Source organism: Enterococcus sp. 3H8_DIV0648, assembly GCF_002140655.1.
GTDB lineage: Bacteria > Bacillota > Bacilli > Lactobacillales > Enterococcaceae > Enterococcus_A > Enterococcus_A hulanensis.
Map to the genome: position 1 here is coordinate 1,426,292 of NZ_NGLG01000001.1, position 23,412 is coordinate 1,449,703.

The window sequence follows — 23,412 nt, forward strand, 5'->3', positions numbered from 1 at the left end:
CTTACTTGCTTTTCCGTTTTGCTATATATATTAATCATACAACTAGAATGATTATAAATCCAAACTATAATTGTTATCATTTATTAAAAATATTGTTAAAAAATCGTTCTTATTAAAAATTAAAAGCCCAGACTTATCCACAGGTATTAAATAACTAACAATAAATATTTATCTTAATATTTTAATCATTTTCCCATCATACATTAACTTTCAGAGCAGCGTGTCGAATTTCAAATAACACCTATTCATCAAACAAGAATTTCACATTATCCGTCCCTCGCAAAAAACGCCAAGATTCCCTCAACCACGCCGTTTTACGAGAACAGTTCTCATTCTCATTTGACTGAATATTCACAAACTCGTCTCTGTTTTTGATATACTTAATCTATATATCATAATTTTTTTAGCAGCAAAGTCATTATAATCATGTCCGAAAATTTGATTCAGTATTAGAAAGGAGGAAACAAAAATTGATGAGTACAGACGCAGTATTTGACTTTATAGAAACAGAAAGTCAGCAGCAAGAATTCCAAAGTTGTATTGAAGAATTAAAAGGCCAGCGCGGCGCACAAATGCCGGCTTTGCAAGAAGCACAGCGGATCTATGGCTACTTACCGATCGAGATTATGAAAAGGCTTTCTAAAGAACTGGAGCTTCCCTTAGAAGAGCTTTACAGCACAGCCACCTTCTATGCCCAGTTCACCTTTGTGCCTAAAGGCGAGTACACGATCAGTGTGTGTATGGGAACGGCTTGTTACGTCAAAGGAGCCGGAGATATCTTGGATTCATTTACGACGGAGCTGAAAATCAACTCAGGCGAAACCACTGTCGATCGTAAATTCACTTTGGAATCCTGTCGGTGCATTGGTGCCTGTGGCCTAGCCCCTGTATTGACAGTGAATGAAGAAGTCTATGGTCGCCTATCCAAGAAAAAGGCAGATAAAGTGCTGGTGACGTACCAGAATAAAAAATAACAGGTTGTTGCTCCTTCGTTTCCCCGAAGGTCTGATACTAGGGGAAATCCTCTTGTACGTTTCTTTAATTTTGATAAAGTTTTTGGTGTGTTAGCTGAATTTCTTAAGAGTCAGGAGTAAATAATATGAAAGATTGGAATGAATTAAAGGAGCTTCGAGACACTTATCGTCAGACAATCACGATGCGTTTAGATGATGAAGAGCATGAAAAACATCCATACGAAAAAGAGATATTAGTATGTGCGGGAACAGGCTGTATCTCTTCTAAAAGCGGCGAGTTTGTCGAGGCGTTAAAGGTCGAATTAGCCAAAAATAAATTGACAGATAAAGTGAATATCGTAAAAACAGGCTGCTTTGGACTTTGTGCGCAGGGTCCGATCGTAATTATTTATCCAGAAGCGGTCTTTTATCATCAGGTTCAGGCAAAGCATGCGAAAAAGATCGTTTCGGATCATTTAGTCAATGGGAAATTAGTCGAAAAGCTGCTTTACCACGACAATGAAAGCAAAGAAATCATCAACAAATTAATGGATACCCCCTTCTATCACAAGCAAAAACGGGTGGCGCTGCGAAATTGCGGGCGGATCAATCCCGAGCAGATCGGAGAATATATCGCCTTTGACGGTTATCAAGCCTTAGCCAAGGTAGTGAATGAGTATTCTCGCGATGATGTATTGAGGACCTTGGAAACATCGGGCCTGCGCGGACGCGGCGGCGCCGGCTTTCCAACCTTCATGAAGTGGTCATTTGCTAAAGCCAGCCAATCCGATCAAAAATACGTGATCTGCAACGCCGACGAAGGCGACCCGGGAGCCTTTATGGACCGCTCCGTTTTAGAAGGCGATCCCCATGCGGTCATCGAAGCGATGGCGATCGCAGGCTATACGATTGGCGCAAACCAAGGCTACATCTATGTCCGGGCAGAGTATCCGATCGCAGTCAATCGTTTGCGGATCGCGATCAAGCAAGCGCGGGAGGAAGGTATGCTAGGCAAGCATATTTTAGGCAGTGATTTTTCTTTTGATTTGGACCTGCGTTTAGGAGCCGGCGCCTTCGTCTGCGGCGAAGAAACGGCCTTATTAGAAAGTATCGAAGGCCATCGCGGCGAACCGCGGCCACGCCCCCCTTTCCCTGCTGTTAAGGGATTGTTTGGCAAACCGACGATCGTAAACAACGTTGAAACACTGGCCAATATCCCGCAGATCATTTTGAAAGGACCAGAATGGTTTGCCAGCTTCGGTTCAGAAAAATCCAAAGGGACGAAGGTTTTTGCTTTGGGAGGCAAGATTCAAAATACTGGATTAGTCGAGATACCGATGGGCACCACCCTGCGAGAGATCGTGGAAGACATCGGCGGCGGTATCCCAAATGGCAAAAAATTTAAAGCTGCTCAGACAGGCGGACCATCTGGCGGATGTATTCCGCAGGAGCATTATGATGTACCGATCGATTATGAAAATCTGAAGAAAATCGGTTCGATGATGGGCTCTGGCGGTTTGATCGTCATGGATGAGGATAATTGTATGGTGGATATCGCGAAATTCTTCTTAGAATTTACCGTCGAAGAAAGCTGCGGAAAATGCGTACCTTGCCGAGTCGGAACGAAGCGTCTGTTAGAGCTTTTGGATAAGATTACCATGGGCAATGGCACCTTAGACGACTTGGATAAAATGGAAGAGCTTTGTCATCACATCCAAGAAAACTCACTTTGCGGACTAGGGCAAACCGCCCCAAATCCAGTGCTTTCTACTCTTCGCTATTTCCGCGATGAATATGTGGCCCACGTCGAAGAACGGCGCTGTCCGTCTGGTGTCTGCAAGAACTTGATTCAATATCGTATTTTGCCAGAAAAATGTACCGGCTGTCGAGCATGTGCGAAAGGTTGTCCAGTCAGCGCCATCAGCGGTGAAGTCAAGCAGCCCCATGAAATCGATCAGTCGATCTGTACGAAATGCGGCTTATGTATTGATACTTGTCGCTACGATGCGATCACGGTCATATAGGAGGTGGAGCAAGTGAAAGAGGTTATGATTACCATCAATGGAAAAATCTGTACTGCTCCCAAAGGATCGACGATTCTCGAAGCAGCACGAATAAACAATATTGAGATCCCTACCCTGTGCTTTTTAAAGGAAATCAATGAAATCGGCGCCTGCCGCATGTGTGTGGTAGAAGTAAAGGGCGCCCGCAGTCTAGTGACCGCCTGTGTCTACCCGATCAGCGAAGGCATGGAGATCACGACGAATTCGAAAAAAGTGTTCAACTCCCGCAGAGTTACTTTGGAACTGATTCTTTCAACTCATGAACGAAAATGCCTTTCTTGTATTCGCAGCGGAAATTGTGAACTGCAAAAGCTCTGTAAAGAGTTCAATGTCGCGGATGAAGATTATTTCAACGGCGAAAATTGCCAATACGAATTTGACGACAGCGCGGTCCACATGGTGCGCAACAATAATAAATGTATTCTTTGCCGCCGTTGTGTTGCCGCTTGTTCAAAGTGGCAGGCAGTTGGCGTGATCGGACCAAACGATCGCGGGTTCAACACCCACATCGGCAGCGCTTATGAACAAAACTTAGGCGATGTGCCATGTATCTCCTGCGGACAATGTATCGTCGTTTGTCCTACTGGCGCGATTCATGAAAAGGATCAGACTCAAGAAGTTTGGGATGCGCTGGAAGATCCAACCAAGCACGTCATCGTCCAAACCGCCCCATCAATTCGAGTGACATTAGGCGAAGCCTTCAATATGCCAATTGGTACCAATGTTGAAGGAAAAATGGTGGCAGCATTACGGCGAATCGGCTTTGATAAAGTCTTTGATACCAACGTTGCGGCCGACTTTACGATTATGGAAGAGGCCAATGAATTTTTGGAACGGGTCGGAAATAATGGACCATTCCCGATGTTCACCTCCTGCTCGCCAGGCTGGGTCAAATACTGTGAACATTATCATCCAGAGCTGATTCCGAACCTGTCGACCTGTAAATCACCGCAGCAGATGTTCGGTGCTCTAGCGAAAACCTGGTATGCTGAAAAAGAAGGCATTGATCCAAAAGATATTTTTGTCGTCGGCATCATGCCTTGTACCGCTAAAAAATTCGAAGTCACACGTGAAGATGAAGCCGCAGCCGGCTACTCTGACTGTGATGTAGCGTTGACGACCCGCGAATTAGCGCGAATGATCGACAAGGCCGGTGTCCGCTTCGTGGAACTTGAAGACGAAGCCTTTGATAACCCATTAGGCGAAGCTACTGGTGCCGGCTACATCTTCGGTGCCACTGGAGGCGTTATGGAGGCAGCCTTGAGAACTGCTGCCGAAACTTTGGCGGGGCATTCTTTAGAGCAAGTAGAATTTACTGAAGTTCGCGGAATGAAGGGAATCAAAGAAGCCACTTATGAAATGAGCGGCGCAACGATCAATGTAGCCGTGGCATCAGGAATCGGCAACGCTAAGAAGCTATTGGAACGAATCGAATCCGGCGAGAAATTCTACCACTTCGTAGAAATCATGGGCTGTCCCGGCGGCTGTATCAACGGCGGCGGACAACCGGTCCAACCAGCTTCCGTTCGCAACTTTGTTGATTTGAAGACCAAACGTGCCGCTGCTCTTTATTCAGAAGATAAAGGCAAAGGTCTGCGCAAATCAAATAAAAGTCCGATCGTCCAAAAAATCTATCAGGAATTCTTAGAAAAACCCGGCAGCTTAAAAGCGCACCATATTCTCCATACCAGCTACCGTGATCGGACAAAGGTTAAAGTTTAAAAAAATAAGCCATCATCCCTTTCGATGATGGCTTTCGTCTGAAAGGAGTGTTCAAAAGAGCACTCCTTTTGCTAGTTCCTCTTGTGTACTACAGATTCACTCTTCATTCCCGCAAATTTTAAAAACTTTTACAGGAACGTCCAGTTTTAACTATGGGATTTTTAGTTCGCCAAAATGATTGGTCTTTTGATCCCAAGCATAGTCATTGATTTCCGTGTCCGGTTCGAGATAAACCGTTAGCCAGTAAGCCTCTTTACCATCGCAATCCAAATGGATATTTTGTGAACTGTCGAGATTTGAGATGTTTTGCGCATTCTCCTCTTCCGTCAACACAAACCCTAGATACTTATAATACTGCGGCGTGAGCCAATCAACCTTGATTCCCTTATACCCTGTTTGTAAGGAAACCACGTATTCATTATACGCAACAGTTTTATTAATATCCCCGCTGTTGGTCACGATATTTTTAGTTGAGAACTTCTGATCGTAGTTAGGCAATTTGACATTGCTTAATGACATAAACCCATTGCTTGGACGCTTGATCGACGAGTGAGGATTTTGGATCACCTGTCGAACATTCAATAGAATCGACGTGTGTGCCTTATAAATGACGTTTACTGTCATTTCGTCTACCGTTGCCGCTGCCGTGAAGGTCACTTCATTGTTTTCGCCAATTTCTGTCGCGTTATTCACATTGATTGGGAAAGTTGTTGCAGGTGCTCCATTTGTCGGCTTGTACTCGAATGGCAGATAGTCCACCTCATCGATTAGTAATTCTGGAACAAGTCGTTTATACGTAACCTTTCTCAAAATGTCCTCTGCAGCCATTTTAAATGGGTCCAGCTTTTCCCCTTCATCATCCACACCTAAATAATGAACCTTCGCATATGCCTCAGCCTCTTTTTCATAGTGGAACGAATGAACATAACTATCACACACTGCCAATTCGCCCTCGTCAGCTTCAAGATCATCATTATTCGCGGCATCTTCCACTCCATTAAGTGTATAGGTCTTCTCTGATGCCTGCGGTGAATAGAATTTCCAAGCCGCTTTGTACTGAGGCAGCCACTCCTCTTCGACCCATTCTTCGATCCAACTATTGATCCAGGCGGTCACTTGGTCCTCAAGCTTTTGCGACCAAGCAGTTCCCGAAGCGACAAAATCACTTTTTGTTTTCGCAAGCAGCTCGGTTCGATGCTTCGCTACTTGATCCTCTTTGACTTTATCCGACTCAAACAATGCATTCCATTGCGCTTCGGTTAATCTAGCAACCTTTGTTTCATCATAGCCAAAGGTCGGCGGTTTCGTTGTTGTGCCAATAATTTTCCCGTTTTTGTCTAAAGGAAAACCAACCAGCTTCTCGATACCATCATTGGTTACCTTGGATACATTCGTGCTTGTAGCTTCGTAGAGTACCTTGCTTGTATCGGCATGTTCTACCCCGTTGTGTTTGATCTCTGCTTCCGTATAATAGTTATCGAAAACCTTCCGACTTACAACAGCCGGCTCTGCACCATAGTAATTAGTCTTGACTAGCACCCAAACAACGCAATTATCCGTGACTTCAATGCTTTCATCTTTCAGCTTAACCTCAGGCTCGTCTAATCCTTGCTTGATTCCCTTCCAGCCATTGGCATCAGCTAGATCAAAAGCTGTGTACCCCAATGAAGAAGCTTGACTGTAAGCTGCATTGAACTCATCTTCTGAAGGACTGCTCAGCTCCATGTTTGGATCATCGGTATCGTAAGGCAGGATCAAGTACTTAGCTTCCTGCAGCTCTGGTTCAACCGTCAAGTTTAATTGAGCGCTATGATAGGCACTCCCCAGACCGATCTCGATTTTTACTTTTTCTTTTGCATTTTGTGATTTGTAATGCTTTTCTTTCGGAGCATCGATGTCAATGTTCCCAGGGATTACTCGCGGCGCCCCTCGCATGAACATGATTTCATAGCAGTAATAATCAAAAAGCCCGTCAACTGAATGCCTCGGGACAGTTCCCGATCCATAATTGTGTACATCGGCCCACCAGTCATATACAGGATCATAATCCCAGCCCCAAGCAATGGCACCTGATCCATCCAAACCAGTTTTGTACAAATTACCTGAAATATCTAAGAACTGCATGGCAGATTGATAACTTGAAATATCGTTTACAGCTGCTAATTCAGACAGTTGATTACCAGTAAAATCATTCGTTTCACCACCTGTAGCCAGCTCGATCCAATTTTGCTCATCTTCTTTGACATCCGGTACGCTCGTTTGCTCGGTAACATTCGCTGGAAGCGCCGTCGTAGCACGATTATCCACGAACCATGAACCATCATATTCGTCTTTGGCAACATAAAAATTACCGCTTAATGTATTTGTCCCGTCTCTTCTAATCACATAAACCAATCTTCGTTCATCTTCATCAATCATATACACTTTATTGTGTGCATTCCTTTGTGCCGCACGAGTTGGTGCTGCAAGATTGATTGTGCCTTTTTCCCCAACCGTTTTATAATACTTCTTATCATAAATTGTCGGATGCTTACCATCACCATCTGCAACATTCGACCACATACCTGTATCTCGGTAATTATTGAGCGTTTGAGTCAATCGGTCGATTTGTGCCGTAGGAATATTTTGAAAAACGGGGGCCTTTAGCGCTCTTGTATTAGTATAAGCATAAAATTCTGTATCGCCGTCTCCCAGCGTTTTAGGTAGTTGGGTGGCTAGCCTTAAATAAGTATCTAGCTTCCCCTTAAAGGGATCTCTGTAATCATAAGGTGTTGCCGTAGAGGTTGTTCCGTACAATGGTCCATCAGTTCCAAACTGATAATAATTGTTTTTGCCCCAAACCCAAACCCTTCCATATTGATCCAACGCATTTGTCGCAAATTTCCCTGCATTGACTGTAGTAAAAAATGGCGTATATACAGCAGATGTTGCATCAATTTCAACTTTTACTGGTGTTGTATAATTGCTGCCCGCAGTACTTCCATGATAAAGACGCCCAAATTGATAAATATCTCCCTCATCAGTTAATACAAAGCTGTTATCCAAATCTGCACTTACTTCTACTGGTGTCAAATTCTGCGTTGTGAAGAACGACGTTTCAGCTAACTGTTGCGAACCGCCAGTACCGCCAGTTCCTCTTTGTCCGTAAGTATTTGTACCAAAAGTATAAACCTTACCGGCAGCAGTCGCGATGATTCCGTGAGAATTCCCCATCGACATCGAGATAATTGATTCATCATTGTTCAAATCAGTTAACTGGTCAATCAAGGTCGGACGTGTGACATAAATACCTGTTGATATGAAAGGAATTCTTCCGCCATCCCTATAGCCCCAAGCGTACACATTTCCACTCTCCGTTGTAGCATAAATACAATGTGCTGCTTCTGTACCTGGATATAATTCGATGATTTTTTGATCTGAAGGAAAATCTACTTCAACAGGCAAGGGGTTTATTTCACCAGCTCCATAGGAAGTTCCTATTCCCATTTGACCCTCGTAGCCTCTTCCCCAAGCATAAAGTTTTCCACTATCGGCTAGGGCATATAGTGTATGGTACCCTCCCCAAATTTTAGAAATTTTTATATTATTATCAATAAAGTAAGGAATTCTCTTCATACCACCCTGATACCTAAAATAACTAGTAGGCAAACCCACGCCCTGCTGACCATATGCGTTATAGCCCCAGATCCATACAGAGCCATGATTATCAAGTGCTGCTCCTGCAGTATAAATAGTCACTGAATCAACAAACTTAACTGCGGACAATAACGGAGGTGTTGGTGCCATTAATGAACTCTCCAACGTCGGCAAATTCCGCTTCAGGCTTCCAGCAGCTAAAGAAGGCTGGACAAACGCAGACTCTGTGGTTTCCTCTTCATCCTTTTCGCTTTCTAAGCTGCTCTCTTCAGACGCTTGGCTTGATTTGGTCTTTTTGCTTTTTGCTTCCGAGGAACTGCTAGATTCTTGATCTTTGCTCTCAGATGTTTCAGCGACCTCCTCTGTTGTAGTTGTCATAACAGTGGAATGTTTTTCAATAGAATCTGTCGTTGTTGCATAAACGCCGATATTCCCTCCGATAGAAAGGAGTAAAACGGCTAATAAAAATTTAATTACTTTTTTATTCAATGAAATACTCCCTTCTATTCGGCACGTTTTTCTGCTAATGTTTCATCGATGGTTTTCAGCGGCTCCGCAGTCTGAGGATCATCCGTACCCCACCACGAAATTCGATAATCATATTTTTTCGTGTGGATCGCTTCTGTTTTTGCGACGATATCGAATGTTACATCTTTGTAATTGTCTTTTTGATCATTGGGAATGATGAGTTTGACTTTTTCAAATAGGTTAGAAGATGTCTCGCCGGGAGCGAGCTTATCTAAATAGTAAAAATACCCGTCTTTTCCATCTTTCCATTTGCTCGTATCTAGTCCGATCAATTGCACATGATCCTCTAATTGCACTTCAAAGGGTTCTCCATCCTTCAACGCTGCTGGAAAAACCATCATGCGTACAAATGCATCAATAGTTTCTGTGTTTTTTGCCGCGACAACTTTACTGATTTCTGTCTCAGGCGTCAACTCATTAGGCGAAGTGAAATCATCGACTAATGCCACATCAAACAGCGGATTGCCCGATTTGAATTTATTTTGCATGGAATCACTAGTAGTAAACCAAGCAAATGTCGAGAGCGTTACTAGAACAACCGCTAAAATAATAAGCGTGCTTTTTCTTGATGTTCCTTTTTCCTGAATCTTTATTCGAAGCTTTCGAAAAAAAATCTGAAGCTGATTTTTCAAAACTGCATCACCTCATTTCAAACAATAAACTGGTGCTCAACAAAGTTCGAAGTGCACCAGTTTCATTCGTATTCTCAAGTCACATGCACCGCGATATTGCTATCTGTACTTTGATCGTCTTTTTTTGCTTGAGTGGATATACACGATAGCGACTAAGATAAGACCTATCCAGACGAAGCCGTTCGAAAGAATTTCTCCTGTTCGAGGGAATAGTCCTTTAGGTTCTGAACTTTGAGAGCCGCCGGGGCTTTTTGGCACCTCGGATTCGCCCTCATCAGTCGTCTTTTCCGAAGCCGTCGCGATGAACTGCCACTCGACTTCCGCTTCACTCGGCCCTGAATAATATAATTTGTTCCATTTTTCAATATCATTCATGGTTAATACGATCACTGCTTGTTTTTCTGATCTGGCAGCAACCAAGCCAAATGGTACTTCTTTACTTCCTTCTTTACTCGTACTCAGATTGCCTTGATAAACTTCTTGATCTTCTAATAGAATCTGCATGGACATATTCTCGATCAGATCAATTTTTCCGGTTTTTGATTTCGGTTCAATAACTAAGCGTAAGTCATAAGGCTCGTCTCGGAAGTTTTTGATCGTCAACGTTCGTTTAATCGTATCTCCTGGTCGTAGATCCTCTAAGTTGAAGAAATATCCCCCATCCTTAGAGACATTGATCCCATTCTCGTCACCAAGTAAAAAGCCTTCTGGTAAATTCTTTTCAGCTGCTGAAGCTTCTTGAATAGAGATCGCAGGCAGGAGTACGACCATTAATAAAAACAAAAATCTTTTTAGTCGTTTCACCGCCTCACTCCCATTTCATACGGCCTGCTAACCGACTATTTTTAAGCAAAAAGAGTTTATCTTTTGCAAGAATTGTTTCTGCAAGTGAGCAAGGCTTATAGCGCCGCTTTGATCGCATTGGCAATATTTGCCGGGATTCCTGGGAATCCGCCGCCGTCGATTGCTTCTTCAGTTGCTTGCAAAGCTTCGATTCGTACATCTAATTCATAGTCCATCAATTGATAGGTGTTGTTTGCACTTCCGTCCAAAGTAACAGACGTTAAGATCAATGGAGATCTTTCCCCTGGAGATAGTGTGCCGATGTAATAGAACCAACCGCCATCAGCATCATATACCCATTTATTAGCTGTTACTGTTGTTGCTTCTACATCTGAAGAATAACCAAGTAAGATTTTATCATCCAATGCTGACTTAGTGATAGCTGTTGCTAAAGGATGCGGAGCAACTGCCCAATCTTTATTGCTTGAAGTGCCCAGCTTGTAGTACAGGTATTTAACGTTTGTAACTGTTACTGTTTGTGTGCTTAAATCATAGGCAAAGTCAGCATCCATCTTATAAAGCTTGCCACTTACCTCACGATATAAAGCAAACTCGTATTTGTTGGTAAAAACTTGTTTACCGACAATCGTTACGCCTGATGGGACGCCGTTAACTGTTAAACCTAAAGTTCCAGGATCAGAATAGCCATTACTTGAAAAATCAATAGATGGCACTGGAATCAAATCTTCATCTGTTTGTTCTGCATCATAAGCGTATTGCTTTAAGCTGTTTCCATCTGCTTCCATTTTTTGCAAAGCTTCTTTAAATGACAGACGAACGACAACGTCAGTGTCACTGTTACTTAGGACACCAACTTCCTTCTTCACTTCTTGTCCTGGTTCCCAGCCGCCTGGCTCTTCAAAATCCTCGACGATTTTAACTGAGCCGTCTGGTAATGACCCTGTTTTAAATTTGTTGGTAACATTGTCCGTAGATGTAAACCAGGCAAAAGTCCCAATCAATATCAAGACCACCACCATAATGAGTGATAACCCTACTGCTTTTTTCTTTTTCGAATTCATATGAATCCCCCTTATATATATTTTGCTATCAAAAAGTGATTGCCACCTTTTGTTAAGCCTTACTAAAAAAATATTTTGAGATAATACTTAATAACAAGAGAAAGATGACGGCAAGGCCGATCGCTAAATAAGGATTATCTTGAACGGACGTTAATAGTCTTCCAATAAAAGGAACAGCGCCCACCACGACCCCGATTATCTGCTTGTCAGCTATCTCAGGATCATCCATATTATTTGCGTCGCCTCGTGTGATGAAGGTCTTCTTCTCCGCGTCCTTCTTCACAACTCGATGAGTCAGGTAGACGGAGCCATCTTCGATTCCGCTAGGGACAAAAGTCACTACGTCTTTCACCTCAACCTTTGAAGGTTCGGTCATCTTCACAATCAGCAGATCTCCTTTTTCAAAGGCTTCGCCTTTAAAACGCTCGCCTAACGATTTATCCGTTCTCATAGAGTTCGTCTTAACAGTGTAGATGCGATACCCAAAAAGTGATTTGTCCGTTTGATCATTGAATCTGAACCATACTGCCGAAGCGACGATTCCTAATAATACGATCCAGAAAAGAATATTCAGAACCCATAGTATTTTTTTCTTCATTAAAAGCTGTCCTCAATTTCATTTTTTAATTTTCGATATTTTATGTCGGCTATCCTGGTCAGTTCTTCCTGTAAAAGTTCGTTATCCCTCGCGCAGAACGCCTCATTCATATAAAGAATCGGTACATTTTTAGTTAGGTAAAACTTTATTTGATTAGATAAAGCCATATCAGTGAGAATCAAATCCGTTTCTTCTGACAAAAAATTCACGATTTCGATGCAAAAATAGTTTCCAATCATTTGCAACTTCGTACTTGCCAGCATTTCTGGTGCTCGATTACTAACGATATAGATATAAATTTTGGGATGGAAAAGCTGCCGATTTAGTTCAAAGAACAGAATTTTGTAATAAGCCACACACAAATACTCCAAGTATTCCGATTCGATCGTAGTTAAATTCTTGCTGGATTTATTCATGAAAACCTCGTAAAAGGTTCTTTCACGCTCCTTGTTTCCAGGAAATTCAAAAGGATGATGAACATAAAGATCCACAATTCTTTGCTGCAGCCCTTTTTTGTAAATAAGTATTTGATAGAATACACCGACTAATCGTGCGAATGTTGTTTCCCTTTCTTCACAAGTCATTTCTCTCAAGGCATATTCCTCAATTGTTTTTAGTTTTTCATTTACTCTATGTAAGAAATCTATTTCATGTAGTTTAGAAGAGTTTGAAAAGAAGGTTGGGAGTTTTCCATCGTGTTGACCCATACTGGTAGCAATGATACAGCTGATTGCAAAACGAGCTTCGGTCTTCAAAATATCTGTACTGATCATTGCTCTTTTTTTTCTTAGAAGCTGAACAAAATTGTCGTACATTTTTTTATCCGCATCAGTCATCGGCTTCCAGTAATAATCATTAGCAGGAATTGGGCTTTTTTTTGCCCGCAACAATGAGATGGCTAATCCGTAATGGATAGTCAAAAACCTCGGTGAAAATTTTTGATAGATACTCTCATCTAATACATTCAAAATATCCAATATTTCATATGTACTCGTAAATAGAAACGGCCACTTATATCCGCCATATACATGTTGATATATTCCCGTATACAAAAGTCGGATCGTGGCTTCATCTCCTAAAAGAGCCAGCTTTCGCTTGGTTTTTAATGTGAGATTACTCGCATATAATTGTATGTAGCGTTCTAAGTATAAAATTTCTTTTTTGACCATGGCATAAGTGATATTCAATTTTTTTGTAATCTCAGAGATCATCCATTCCTTCGGCTCGATAAATAGCGAGAATAGCTGAAAGCGATAAGACTGCTCCAAATAATGCAAACGAAAGATCGTCGTTGAAAAATTAATCTTTACATTCCATATCACTTTTTTTTGCTCAAAGAGATCGACTAATTCTACATGGTCATCGTATCCAAGCTCCTGTATGTCCAATTTAATTTCTGTAATAATTTTTTTGACGGTTGGATATGAGACATTCAGAAGTTTTACTAACTCCATTAACTCGATTGAATGATTCTGATTCTTATGTAAATGATCAAGTATCAAAAAACGTCTTAAATAGCGAATATCCATTAAGTCAAGAATCATTTTGATCACCTCCTGTCTCTTATACACATCTAGATGTGTATAAGAGACAGGGTCAATTACCACCTGTATACCCCGTTGACCCATAAGGAACGAAACAATATCCTATATTCAATCTTGTGTCTGCACTATCGTCTTTTTTATGTCGGAAAATCGCTGAACTATCTTGGAACCTGTCTCTTATACACATCTAGATGTGTATAAGAGACAGCTTATAAATATTTTCAACACAGCAATAATAAATTTCTTTTTAAACAAATTTAGATTAAAGCACTTTTTAAGCACCTTTCTACACAAAAAAAAATATCTGTGATACCCTTCAATAAATACGACCCTGAAGGAGCTAGAAATGAATTTCCTCGTTGATAAATTGGATAGAAACAAGATTCTTTTCATTCAAACAGTTTTTGATTCAAATCATCACATGTGTTCCATGGACAGGCTGTTACAAACAGTCCCTATTAATTTCCAAACGGCAAACTCACTTTTCCACTCTATTTCTGATGATATCCAAGACGCTGATTTTTCTGATCTGATTGACTTAACATATTCTCCTGCAAATCAACTATTTGAATTTCATATTTCTCAGTCCTTAAATATTCAGACCGTTATAAACTTCTATATTATGAGGTCGACTAAGTTTAAACTGCTGGAATCGCTTTTGACGACAAAGTTTGAAACGCTTCAAAGCGTTGCTGATACTCTTCATGTATCCTACACACAAGTACGAAGAATTATTACTGAGCTGAATGACTCATTAGATGAAATCGGGTTGGAAATCCGCTCTCGACGCAACGTCTATTTAGCTGGAAATGAGATCAGCCAAAGATTTTTCTATACTATCTTATCTGTATCAACCTATGGTATCGGTTCTTGGCCATTCTCTTCCTTTAGTTATTTAGACCTATCTTCACTATTGGACGACTGTCCCGCTGAAGTGTTCAAATCAAGAGCTTTGGACAAAAATGTTTTGGCACATTACTACTTGGCGATTCACCTATTAAGAGAACGCCAAGGATTTGGTATCGATACAAAGGCGATCAGCATTCCCTTGTATGAACCTTTTTCTGTTTCAAACAAAGAAGCCTTCAAAACATTTTCCACGTCGATCAAGAAATACTTGCCTCATCACTCGGAAGAAAAACGAATAGAAGATGCACAACTTATCTGCAGCAGTTTAATTGCTATGGGCAGTTTTTCCTCTGTTGAGACTGTACCGGACTTTTTCCTTTTGAATGAGAAATTTAACGAACAGAAATTTGCTCATAAAGCTTTTTATATTATTGATCGGGTCAATTACCACCTGTATACCCCGTTGACCCATAAGGAACGAAACAATATCCTATATTCAATCTTGTGTCTGCACTATCGTCTTTTTTATGTCGGAAAATCGCTGAACTATCTTGGAACACTTCTGCCCAACTATTCCCATGAAACAATCGATTTGCGCAAGAAGCATAAAATCCAGCATATCCAATACCTTGTCGAATCAGAGATGGCCTCAGAAGAATTTGATTGGGGCAGAGACTTCTACGATTATCTTTTATCTCAATACTGCCTGATCTATGACAAACAGCTTAATTTCGAAAAACACACTGCTCCTATCACTGTTGCATTCATCTCGCTGATCTCGAACCAAACTTTGCAAAATGATGTTTGCCAGTATTTTTCATCCTATTTCAACTTGAAACCAGCAGAAAGCCTTGACCAGAGTGTGGATATTATCATTAGTGAGGTTCCTATCTCGATCGATACGATTTCTGCATTGCGATTGAATCAGCCGATCATTTATTGCCACCAAAAGCTGGTCGCTTCTGACTATGAAAAAATAACCGAAGCCTTCGCGAAAATTGCTCAAAAGAAATTCAAGTCTCCCCAGTTATAGCCGCAAAAAAATACCAGAGACTTAGAAATCAAAACAGATTTCTAAGTCTCTGGTATTTATATAGCAAAATTACTCAAAAATAATTTCTTATCTTGCTCTTTGACGATTCAACGCTTTAGACAATACCGGAACAACTAAGATCGACAGTCCTCCCCCGATTAATGCGGTGATCAGCTGCGGAAATGAAAAGGCGCCGGAGACCATCGCCGCTTTCGGAGCAGGCATTTTAAGTAAGATCGGAACAACAAACTGCACGATTGACAAATACAATACACCAAACTTAGCAACAGCGCCAACCACTGTTGCCATGACAAAATTCACAATACTCTGTTTCTTGTTGAAGCCTGCGATCAAATGCCAAATCGTTACCAAAACCGCATTTCCAATCGCAATACAGAACACAATTTGCGGAAATGCCGGTCCGATGCCAAACATGAAAGCAAAAATCGGTGATAACAACGCGATTGTCAAGCCGCTGGCCAAACCACCAGTGGTCACAGCGACGATCAGGATCAAGTTAACCAACGATCCTGTCACCAAGGTATTTCCTAGACCAGAAGTTACTGCTTGGACTACGATCAATAATGCCAATAACACACCTGTTTGAGTAACCCATAAAGCTCTTCGATTCATACCTGCGAGTGAACTATTTGACTACACAATCCCAAATAGTTTCCTCTTCACTTCCCTTCTCATTTCGATTTAGGTGCCTGTTACTTGAAGATGAGTAAATCATGAATAATTTCTATTTGTTTCTTAATATAATTATTGTACCAGATTTAGGGAGTGTAAAGAAAACCATTTTGATGCGTGTTTTATTATTATTTTGCATGGAATGATTCGTAGAAATACTGCCCGCCTTCCCAAAGCAGAATAAATTAAGCAAAAAAAACTAAGCAGTCAGAATATCGTCCAACTGCTTAGGCTTTCTTTGTATTAACGTATCAAATCAATTCCGGGATTTTCCAGCACCGTAAGAACCTGCTCCTTAGTAGTCAACGGCACATCTCCGTGAATGGTATGCGCCAAGACAGCATTCATCGTCGCAAATTCCACCGTATCAGCTAATGACCAATTATCAGCATAGCCTGCCAAAACACCTGCAGCATAAGCATCACCGGCACCGATCCGATCTAATATAGTCAGTTCACGACTGGTACTGACAGCCTGTTCCTTCCTATTATAAAGGAAGCCCTGCAGCTGCTTCTGATTCCCCGCAGAAATTCTTTTCGTTCCAGCGAACCATTCTATTTGATAGGTCTCCATAAAGCTGCGAATCAACTCGTCCTCATTTTCCGTCCGCTGCATTTGCAGCAGATCAGTCAAATCTCTTGTGCTGCCAAAAACGATGTCGCAATAAGGTAAAATCGTTTCATACTGTTGCTTCATAAAAGCTAGTTTATTCGGTTCAGTATTCAAACTAGGCCGGAAGTTAAAATCAAAGCAAACTTTTTTGCCAGCCTCAGCTGCCCTTTTAGCCAAGTCATGTGCAGCACTTCGCGTCTCGTCAGTTAAGCTTAATGAGATCCCGCAAGTATGAATCAAATCGTTGACCGCCAAAGCTGCATCAAAATCATAAGCTTCATGACTGCTTACACCAAACGAGCTATGATGCCGGTTCTGATAGGTTACCTGAGTCGGACGCTGACCATAGCCGTTCTCTGCGAAATAACTGCCAATATGATGATGAGCAAACTGTAATAACTCCGTATTGATCCCGTATTTCGCAATGGCCGATTTAGCAACCTGACCTAAACGGTTATCCGGCAATACGGTCACCAGAGATGTCCGGTAACCGAACTGCGCCAGATTAGCCATGATATTGACGCCAGTTCCTGTATAATCCATCCGCAATTCATTCGTTTGATCCAACAACAGATATTCTGGTGGAGATAACCGCAACATCACTTCGCCAAAAGCCGCAAATCTCATAGAATTTCTCCTTTTTCCTCTTAATGTATTTCTCTTTATAGCCAAAATTCCTTTTTATTTCAATGTGTTTTTACACATTTCCAATAATTCCTTGACGTCTTCTGGTCGAGTATCACCCGTTGCTGAATCAATGATTGAGCTGTAGACATGTGGAATGATCTTCTTAACGCTGGCATCTACCGCGATTTGAAGAATTTCTTCAAAGTTTTCCAAATCGATTCCGCCAGTAGGTTCCAGATAGAAATCATATTTTGCACAAGCTTCGGCAACTGCCTTAAATTCCTCTTTGTGCGCTAAGCCCTTCATTGGGAAGTATTTGATTGAACTTCCGCCCATGTCCTGCAACAGCTTGATCGCTGTTTCGATTGGAACAATTCCTTCTGCTCCTTGTGAGCTTAACGGACCCGTCGCGATATTTACATAGCCGACTTTTCCTGTTGGCGATACCAGCCCGTTAATGACCGTTTCCGTTTGGCCTAATAACGCTCTAGATGTACCGACTCCCGTAAACACTTGATTCACATGCTGCGGCTGCAGCTTTTCTGAGATTCGCGAGACCATTTGACTTTGATTGGGATCACCTGCTCCCAAGCCTACTGATAAAGCATTGTTCGTTGCTTCCTGATACTTTTTCATATCTGTAATTGCTGCTTCATCGTTCGGATAATTTTTTGATAAAACACCTAATACGACGTGCCCTTCGGCTGCTTCATAACAATCTTTGGCATTCTCTACTGAGTTAGCCAAAACATTTAAACAAATTCGATCTTCTAAATAATTCGGTAGTAATGACATTGTTTTGTCCCTTCTTATTCCATAATATCGCGTAAACGTTTCGTGATCATTGCCATTTCCTGCTCATTCACTGAACGGATATCAAATTCAATAATCCCGTTATTCGCTTGGTATTCTCTCGTGTAAACGGCTGGTGATTCCTTTTTCAGTTCGGCGATGACTTCTTTTGCTGTCCGACTTCCTGAAACCTGCACGCTTCCACGATAAATATCTCGTCCGGCGCCATCTTGGACAATTTTTGCGGATAAATCTTTGATCTGATTAACTGATTCAATAAACGGCGCTAATCTTGCCTTCATAGAATCCCCAGATTCGCTGCCGTTTTTTAAATAATCCTCGATTGCTTGGGTAAAGCCGAGAATATTGTCTTTGCCGATTTTCATAGCTCTGCCGATCCCTTTGCCCTGCAATCGAATCCATTCAATTTTATCCTGCTTACCGATTACCAAACCAGCGCTCGGTCCTTCAATCGCTTTTGCCCCAGAATAAATCACTAAATCAGCACCCGCTTTACTATAAAAGAATAAATCTTCCTCCGCAGCCGCATCTATGATCAACGGAAGCTGATTTCTCCTTGCCACTGCTGCCGCATCTTCTACCGACAGCATACTTTTTTGAACCGTATGATGGCTTTTAATGTATAGAATCGCCGCAGTATTTTCCGTAATCATCATTTCTAAATGCTCCGCTGAACACATATTGGCATAACCAGCTTCTACCACTCGTCCTCCGCCTTGCTCAACCATTACTTCTACCGGCGTACCATAATCGACATTATGCCCTTTCGGTAAAATGATCTCCCGTTTTGTGATTCGCTCCGTGTAAGGATGATACGCATGGTACACGTCTCCTTGACCGATCACTGCCGCAACACTTTGAGCAATTCCGGCTGAAGCGGAAGATACGATCTGTGCATCCTCCACTTTTAAAAGCTTCGCGATATAAGCGCCCGTCTTTTCACTTAAATCAGCCATTTCGAAAAAGTGTTCTCCGCCAAAACGCTGTGCCGCCAGTACCGACTCAGATACTTTAGAAACTCCTAGAATCGTCATGCGCCCAGAAGCATTGATCACTTCTTTCAATCCTAATTTTTCAAAATCAATTGTCATAGATTTGACCTCCAATGATCGTTTTCACAGGTACGATCTCCTCTTCCGCTGTACGCGTATGCCCATTGGAATCAGTTAACACTTTATCTGATTTCTTGATCGTAAATATCGTAATATCCGCATCATAACCCGCGGCTAATTTCCCTTTGTTCTTTAAATAGAAGTTTTTCGCTGGGCTCTCTGTGACCTGTTTGATTATCTCTTCCCAAGAGTACCCTACTACGAACAGCTTTTCCATCGTCGTGGCTAAATCATAGACCGGACCATTCTGACGGTTGCGGACATAAATATCAGAACTAATAGAAGAGCTCTTCATGCCTTCATTCAAAGCCTGTTTTGCAACATCGAAATTGAAGCTGTCAGTCCCATGACCGATATCAAAAATGATCCCTTTTTTATAGGCTTCCCACGCAAAAGCTTTGATCTGATGACGCTCTCGATCAAGGATACCATTTTCTTTTCCATTAAAACAATGGGTCAGCACATCGCCCTTATCCATCAAAGCCATAATATCTGACAATTCCGGCGGTGCGGAGCCAACATGTACCATCAAAGGCAGTTCGCCATATTCACTTTGAAATTTTTTGGCTAATTTTAATGGCTCGATCCCGCTTGATCCGATCACGGTTTTACTCATTCGAGCCTTTAAGCCAACGATAAAATCCGGATACTCTTCTATCGCTGTTCTTACCGCATCTTGCTGCACCTTAGTTAAATCGGCCAGTTCATCCTGCTCAACGATTCCCCATTTAGAAATATTCAATAGAGCATAGACATTTGTTTTTGATTTTCCAGCCAGCTCACAGAAATCTCCGATATTTTCTGCTCCTGTCGTTCCGGCATCGATAACTGTCGTCACTCCTCGTTTTACCCCAACTTCATCAGGATAATCGTAGTACAGTGTCATTTTTTCATAGCAATGCACATGATCATCGATCCAGCCTGGAGAAAGATAGTGATCCTCATCCAGAACAAGCTCGCGATGTCCTTCTCCGATAATTTCATCGGCAACTTCAACTATTTTTCCATCAGAAATTCCTAATTCGAACTTCTGTCCATCGATCGTTTTGGCGTTTCGTACAACTAAATCCAACATTTTCGTTCCTACTTTTCTGTAAATTTGAATTTTGACCATGGATGAATAAATGGTAAAAGAATCTGTTCATCGGCAATGATCTGACCTACTTTATTTTTTCTAGCATCCTTATGAGCCTTCAAAACAACTTGCAGCTCATTTTTATATTTACCGAAGCCGTCATTTCCAATCACGATATCCCCCGGTTGAAATTCGATTTCGTTGTCATGCGGTGGATTGGCTGACTGTCCATATTTTTTCCGTACAAAAGTCGAACGAACCATCTGATCCGTGATGTCTCCTCGACGATAGTGCTGTTCATTCAGGACGATTTGTTTTTCTACTTCGTTGATATTTAAAACAAACTCCACAGAAAATTCCGTTTGATAACGATCGACTTCTCCCATTGCCTTCAGCTCTTCTTCCGAAGCATAGGCATTGCCGATAATCACATCATCAATCAATTTAGTAGCAAATAAATGCTTAGTCGCCGTCTCGACCGATAGATGACGGTGCATCTCCAATGTTGGCAATCCATCATTGATATCCCACGGACCAATCTCTCCAACTTGTGAAGTAACGAAGGCCGCTGTTCTGATACCATGAGCTTTGAAACGTTCGCTGCATTTTACAAAGAAGTCATACGGCAGAGCTGTTCCTTCTTGCGGATAAAAATTATGGCAGCCATATAAAAATGGCGTGTTGGCTTCATAAGTTAAGATATTATCTAAATAAGCAACATCATTACTCATATTCAATTCAATCGCTACACCAAAAGGATTATAGGTCAGCATCGCTTCTTTACTTCCATCAAATCCCAAGTCTAATCGAATCCCGTCTGCCCCAAGTTCATGGAAGAAACTCATATCATCATACGAAATCCCTAACTCCTCGAAAATATTCGGAGCCACATCTAAAATCGTTTCATAACCTAGATCCTTTGCAAAGAAGATCAGCTCTTTGAATTTCTTTTTGACGACTTCTTTTCCTTCCGTAACCTCTAACATACTCATGAAAATTCTGCCAAACCCATATTTATGAGCCAGATCGATATATGCCTTATCCTGATCGATGTCGCTATGATCCGGATAAACTGAAATTCCTAACACACGTTTCATACACTTTTCCCTCGTTCCATTTCATCAAATTTTGAGCGGTACTTATAAGCAATCAATGAGGCTGAACATACGGTAACAGTCATTACTAAGAATGAAGCGATATGCAGGACGATACCTAACACGACTGCTAATAAGATGATGCCCAATGAGCCTAACAAAATATATCTAAGTTTCATTTCTTGTATCTTTACTGGCAACTTTCCCTTTTCCAAATAAATATGACTCGCTAGAAAAAGGATAATCAAATAAATTAAGTTCATAGTATCACCGAAGAGGACGGTCAGTTGACCATCCTCTCAATCCTTTCTGCTATAGAAAATGATTAGTTCTTAGTTAGAAGTGGCACCTTGCAAGTTTTCAGCCTTTTCTTTTTTAGCTTTTTCTTCTGCTTCCAACTCTGCCGCTTCACGTGCTAATTGTTGTTTTTCAAAAACCTTGAAGAATGGATAGTAGATCGCCATCGAGATCAAGAAGTTGACGATAACCAGAATCGCCGCCCCAATACTCCAATCAGTACTCATCCAAGCCGCAATCGGTGCAGGAATCGTAAAGCCGTAACGAGCAACCATCATTGGAATCAATCCCGACACAGTCAAGAAGTAAGACAATGTTGTTGTAATCAATGGCGCTACGATAAATGGAATCCCTAGTAATGGGTTCATAACAATCGGTGCTCCGAAGATCATAGGTTCATTGATATTGAACAGTCCTGGTAAGAAGGACAAACGACCTAAGCTCTTCAAGTATTTTGATTTCGAGAACATGAAGAACACCACCAAGGCCAGTGTCGTTCCGGCTCCTCCGATCCAAATGAACCATTGTAAAAATTGTTCCGTAAAAATGTTCGGCATTGCAGTCGCACTTGCTCCATCCGCGAAGGCTTCCATGTTTTCAGCAATTGATAATTCCCAGAAAGGACGGATGACCGGTCCCATGATCGCTGGTCCATGAATCCCTAACACCCAGAAGAAACAAATCAAGAAGACTGTCAGCAACCCGCCGAATAAACTATTTCCAGCCAGTACATCTTTAAACGGCATTAACAAATTACTCAAGAATCCATTGATATCAAAGCCGATCATATGACGAACAACCCAGAAGAATAGCAGAATGACCCCACCAGGAATCAAAGCCATAAATGAGTTGGTTACTTCCGGCGGAACACCATCAGGCATTTTGATAGTAATGTTCTTTTCAATAAATATTCGATAGATTTCAACAGAAATAATAGCAGTAACAATCGCTCCAAATAATGAGGCTGCACCTAAATTGGCAATATTGATATAGCGGCCCGCGTCGATTACGCCGTCCACATTGTCAAATACTCGAAGCGGTGGAGCTGCAGTCACTAGAAAGGCCATGACTGACAATATTCCAGCAGTCAAAGAATCCACTTTATAGCTGTTCGCTAGTTGAGAGGCAATACCAAAAGTTGCATACAAAGCCAATATTCCAACTGTATAACGAAATGGGATATCTAAAATTGCTAAATACGGTTCAATCATCGCAGCAACTGAAGGAATCGGGAAATTTAAGAAGATAGTGAAAAATGACCCGACGATCGTCAGCGGCATCGTCGCTACAATTCCCTTTCTGATTGCCATCATATGTCGCTGCGTACCGATTTTATTAGCGAACGGCATCAATTTTTGTTCAAGCGAGTTTACAAGTCTGTCCATTTTTTAACCTCCGTTTATAACGTTATAATGTTTACAGATGAATAATAGCACACTCACTTTCATGTGTAAACGCTTTTTCGAAATTAATTTTAACTCCTTTTTGAAAATATGAATTAACTTCAGCTATAAAGATTTATAAATCAAGCTAAATTCCGAGATACACTCAAAATTAAACCTGTTATGTTTAATTATAAGAAAAAGCTGCGACGAAAAATTCGTCGCAGCTTCAAGTTTAAGTCTCATATTCAATTTGATACGCATGATCAGATGTATTGTACAGT

At 41.5% G+C, this 23,412-nt stretch carries 18 protein-coding genes; 4 read left to right on the forward strand and 14 right to left on the reverse strand.

Features of this window, described 5'->3' with window-relative positions:
- Positions 1-473: 473 nt before the first annotated feature.
- The 3 genes from A5875_RS06570 to A5875_RS06580 all read left to right on the forward strand — a co-directional run bounded on the left by A5875_RS06570 (position 474) and on the right by A5875_RS06580 (position 4,738).
- Positions 474-974: an NADH-quinone oxidoreductase subunit NuoE family protein gene (locus tag A5875_RS06570; protein WP_088932863.1), complete on the forward strand. Its 501-nt coding sequence runs from the start codon at positions 474-476 to the stop codon at positions 972-974.
- A 125-nt stretch (positions 975-1,099) separates the two neighbouring features.
- Positions 1,100-2,977: an NADH-quinone oxidoreductase subunit NuoF gene (locus tag A5875_RS06575; RefSeq protein ID WP_207114350.1), complete on the forward strand. Its 1,878-nt coding sequence runs from the start codon at positions 1,100-1,102 to the stop codon at positions 2,975-2,977.
- A gap of 12 nt (positions 2,978-2,989) precedes the next feature.
- The gene (locus A5875_RS06580) at positions 2,990-4,738 is read left to right on the forward strand and encodes an NADH-dependent [FeFe] hydrogenase, group A6 (protein WP_088932864.1); all 1,749 of its coding nucleotides are present in this window, start codon (positions 2,990-2,992) and stop codon (positions 4,736-4,738) included.
- Between the two features lie 150 nt (positions 4,739-4,888).
- Here A5875_RS06580 and A5875_RS06585 read toward each other — a convergent pair whose 3' ends face one another.
- The 6 genes from A5875_RS06585 to A5875_RS06610 form a co-directional block, all read right to left on the reverse strand.
- The gene (locus A5875_RS06585; protein WP_088932865.1) at positions 4,889-8,863 is read right to left on the reverse strand and encodes an RCC1 domain-containing protein; all 3,975 of its coding nucleotides are present in this window, start codon (positions 8,861-8,863) and stop codon (positions 4,889-4,891) included.
- 14 nt (positions 8,864-8,877) lie between these two features.
- On the reverse strand, positions 8,878-9,534 hold the full coding sequence (locus A5875_RS06590) for a hypothetical protein (RefSeq protein ID WP_088932866.1): 657 nt from the start codon (positions 9,532-9,534) through the stop codon (positions 8,878-8,880).
- 99 nt (positions 9,535-9,633) lie between these two features.
- Entirely contained in the window at positions 9,634-10,338 is a 705-nt protein-coding gene (locus tag A5875_RS06595; RefSeq protein ID WP_088932867.1) for an LPXTG cell wall anchor domain-containing protein, read from the reverse strand.
- 95 nt (positions 10,339-10,433) lie between these two features.
- Positions 10,434-11,399, reverse strand: a complete 966-nt coding sequence (locus A5875_RS06600) for a BsaA family SipW-dependent biofilm matrix protein (RefSeq protein WP_088932868.1) — start codon at positions 11,397-11,399, stop codon at positions 10,434-10,436.
- 52 nt (positions 11,400-11,451) lie between these two features.
- Positions 11,452-11,997 (reverse strand): signal peptidase I, encoded by a 546-nt coding sequence (locus tag A5875_RS06605; protein ID WP_088932869.1) that lies wholly within the window; start codon positions 11,995-11,997, stop codon positions 11,452-11,454.
- Complete coding sequence (locus A5875_RS06610; protein ID WP_088932870.1) at positions 11,997-13,541, reverse strand: helix-turn-helix domain-containing protein; 1,545 nt, start codon at positions 13,539-13,541, stop codon at positions 11,997-11,999. The genes A5875_RS06605 and A5875_RS06610 overlap by 1 nt, the downstream gene beginning before the upstream one ends.
- Positions 13,542-13,971: 430 nt before the next feature.
- Between A5875_RS06610 and A5875_RS06615 the strand changes: the two genes are divergently transcribed.
- Positions 13,972-15,423 carry a helix-turn-helix domain-containing protein gene (locus A5875_RS06615; protein ID WP_254911890.1) on the forward strand — a complete coding sequence of 484 codons (1,452 nt, stop codon included), beginning with the start codon at positions 13,972-13,974 and terminating at the stop codon, positions 15,421-15,423.
- Positions 15,424-15,510: 87 nt separating this feature from the next.
- On the opposite strand, the gene A5875_RS06620 is transcribed toward A5875_RS06615, so the two are convergent.
- The 8 genes from A5875_RS06620 to A5875_RS06655 form a co-directional block, all read right to left on the reverse strand.
- Complete coding sequence (locus tag A5875_RS06620; RefSeq protein WP_088932872.1) at positions 15,511-16,056, reverse strand: ECF transporter S component; 546 nt, start codon at positions 16,054-16,056, stop codon at positions 15,511-15,513.
- A gap of 303 nt (positions 16,057-16,359) precedes the next feature.
- A complete protein-coding gene (locus A5875_RS06625) occupies positions 16,360-17,355 on the reverse strand; it encodes a sugar kinase (protein WP_088932873.1) in 996 nt (331 codons plus the stop codon).
- A 54-nt stretch (positions 17,356-17,409) separates the two neighbouring features.
- Positions 17,410-18,150, reverse strand: a complete 741-nt coding sequence (gene dagF, locus A5875_RS06630) for a 2-dehydro-3-deoxy-phosphogluconate aldolase (RefSeq protein WP_088932874.1) — start codon at positions 18,148-18,150, stop codon at positions 17,410-17,412.
- A gap of 14 nt (positions 18,151-18,164) precedes the next feature.
- Complete coding sequence (locus A5875_RS06635; protein WP_088932875.1) at positions 18,165-19,259, reverse strand: DgaE family pyridoxal phosphate-dependent ammonia lyase; 1,095 nt, start codon at positions 19,257-19,259, stop codon at positions 18,165-18,167.
- Entirely contained in the window at positions 19,249-20,355 is a 1,107-nt protein-coding gene (locus A5875_RS06640; RefSeq protein ID WP_088932876.1) for an amidohydrolase/deacetylase family metallohydrolase, read from the reverse strand. Before A5875_RS06640 ends, A5875_RS06635 begins: the two co-directional genes overlap by 11 nt.
- 8 nt (positions 20,356-20,363) lie before the next feature.
- A complete protein-coding gene (locus A5875_RS06645) occupies positions 20,364-21,452 on the reverse strand; it encodes a DUF871 domain-containing protein (RefSeq protein WP_088932877.1) in 1,089 nt (362 codons plus the stop codon).
- A complete protein-coding gene (locus A5875_RS06650) occupies positions 21,449-21,628 on the reverse strand; it encodes a hypothetical protein (RefSeq protein WP_254911853.1) in 180 nt (59 codons plus the stop codon). Before A5875_RS06650 ends, A5875_RS06645 begins: the two co-directional genes overlap by 4 nt.
- A 153-nt stretch (positions 21,629-21,781) precedes the next feature.
- On the reverse strand, positions 21,782-23,131 hold the full coding sequence (locus A5875_RS06655; protein ID WP_088932879.1) for a PTS sugar transporter subunit IIC: 1,350 nt from the start codon (positions 23,129-23,131) through the stop codon (positions 21,782-21,784).
- Between the last annotated feature and the right edge of the window lie 281 nt (positions 23,132-23,412).

Excerpts from the sequence above, each read along its gene's own strand:
- A5875_RS06570 (WP_088932863.1), top strand. The coding sequence starts at position 474 with ATGAGTACAGACGCAGTATTTGACTTTATAGAAACAGAAAGTCAGCAG.
- A5875_RS06575 (WP_207114350.1), top strand. The coding sequence starts at position 1,100 with ATGAAAGATTGGAATGAATTAAAGGAGCTTCGAGACACTTATCGTCAG.
- A5875_RS06600 (WP_088932868.1), bottom strand. The coding sequence starts at position 11,399 with ATGAATTCGAAAAAGAAAAAAGCAGTAGGGTTATCACTCATTATGGTG.
- A5875_RS06605 (WP_088932869.1), bottom strand. The coding sequence starts at position 11,997 with ATGAAGAAAAAAATACTATGGGTTCTGAATATTCTTTTCTGGATCGTA.
- A5875_RS06610 (WP_088932870.1), bottom strand. The coding sequence starts at position 13,541 with ATGATTCTTGACTTAATGGATATTCGCTATTTAAGACGTTTTTTGATA.
- A5875_RS06615 (WP_254911890.1), top strand. The coding sequence starts at position 13,972 with ATGGACAGGCTGTTACAAACAGTCCCTATTAATTTCCAAACGGCAAAC.
- A5875_RS06620 (WP_088932872.1), bottom strand. The coding sequence starts at position 16,056 with ATGAATCGAAGAGCTTTATGGGTTACTCAAACAGGTGTGTTATTGGCA.
- A5875_RS06625 (WP_088932873.1), bottom strand. The coding sequence starts at position 17,355 with ATGAGATTTGCGGCTTTTGGCGAAGTGATGTTGCGGTTATCTCCACCA.
- dagF (WP_088932874.1), bottom strand. The coding sequence starts at position 18,150 with ATGTCATTACTACCGAATTATTTAGAAGATCGAATTTGTTTAAATGTT.
- A5875_RS06635 (WP_088932875.1), bottom strand. The coding sequence starts at position 19,259 with ATGACAATTGATTTTGAAAAATTAGGATTGAAAGAAGTGATCAATGCT.
- A5875_RS06640 (WP_088932876.1), bottom strand. The coding sequence starts at position 20,355 with ATGTTGGATTTAGTTGTACGAAACGCCAAAACGATCGATGGACAGAAG.
- A5875_RS06645 (WP_088932877.1), bottom strand. The coding sequence starts at position 21,452 with ATGAAACGTGTGTTAGGAATTTCAGTTTATCCGGATCATAGCGACATC.
- A5875_RS06650 (WP_254911853.1), bottom strand. The coding sequence starts at position 21,628 with ATGAAACTTAGATATATTTTGTTAGGCTCATTGGGCATCATCTTATTA.
- A5875_RS06655 (WP_088932879.1), bottom strand. The coding sequence starts at position 23,131 with ATGGACAGACTTGTAAACTCGCTTGAACAAAAATTGATGCCGTTCGCT.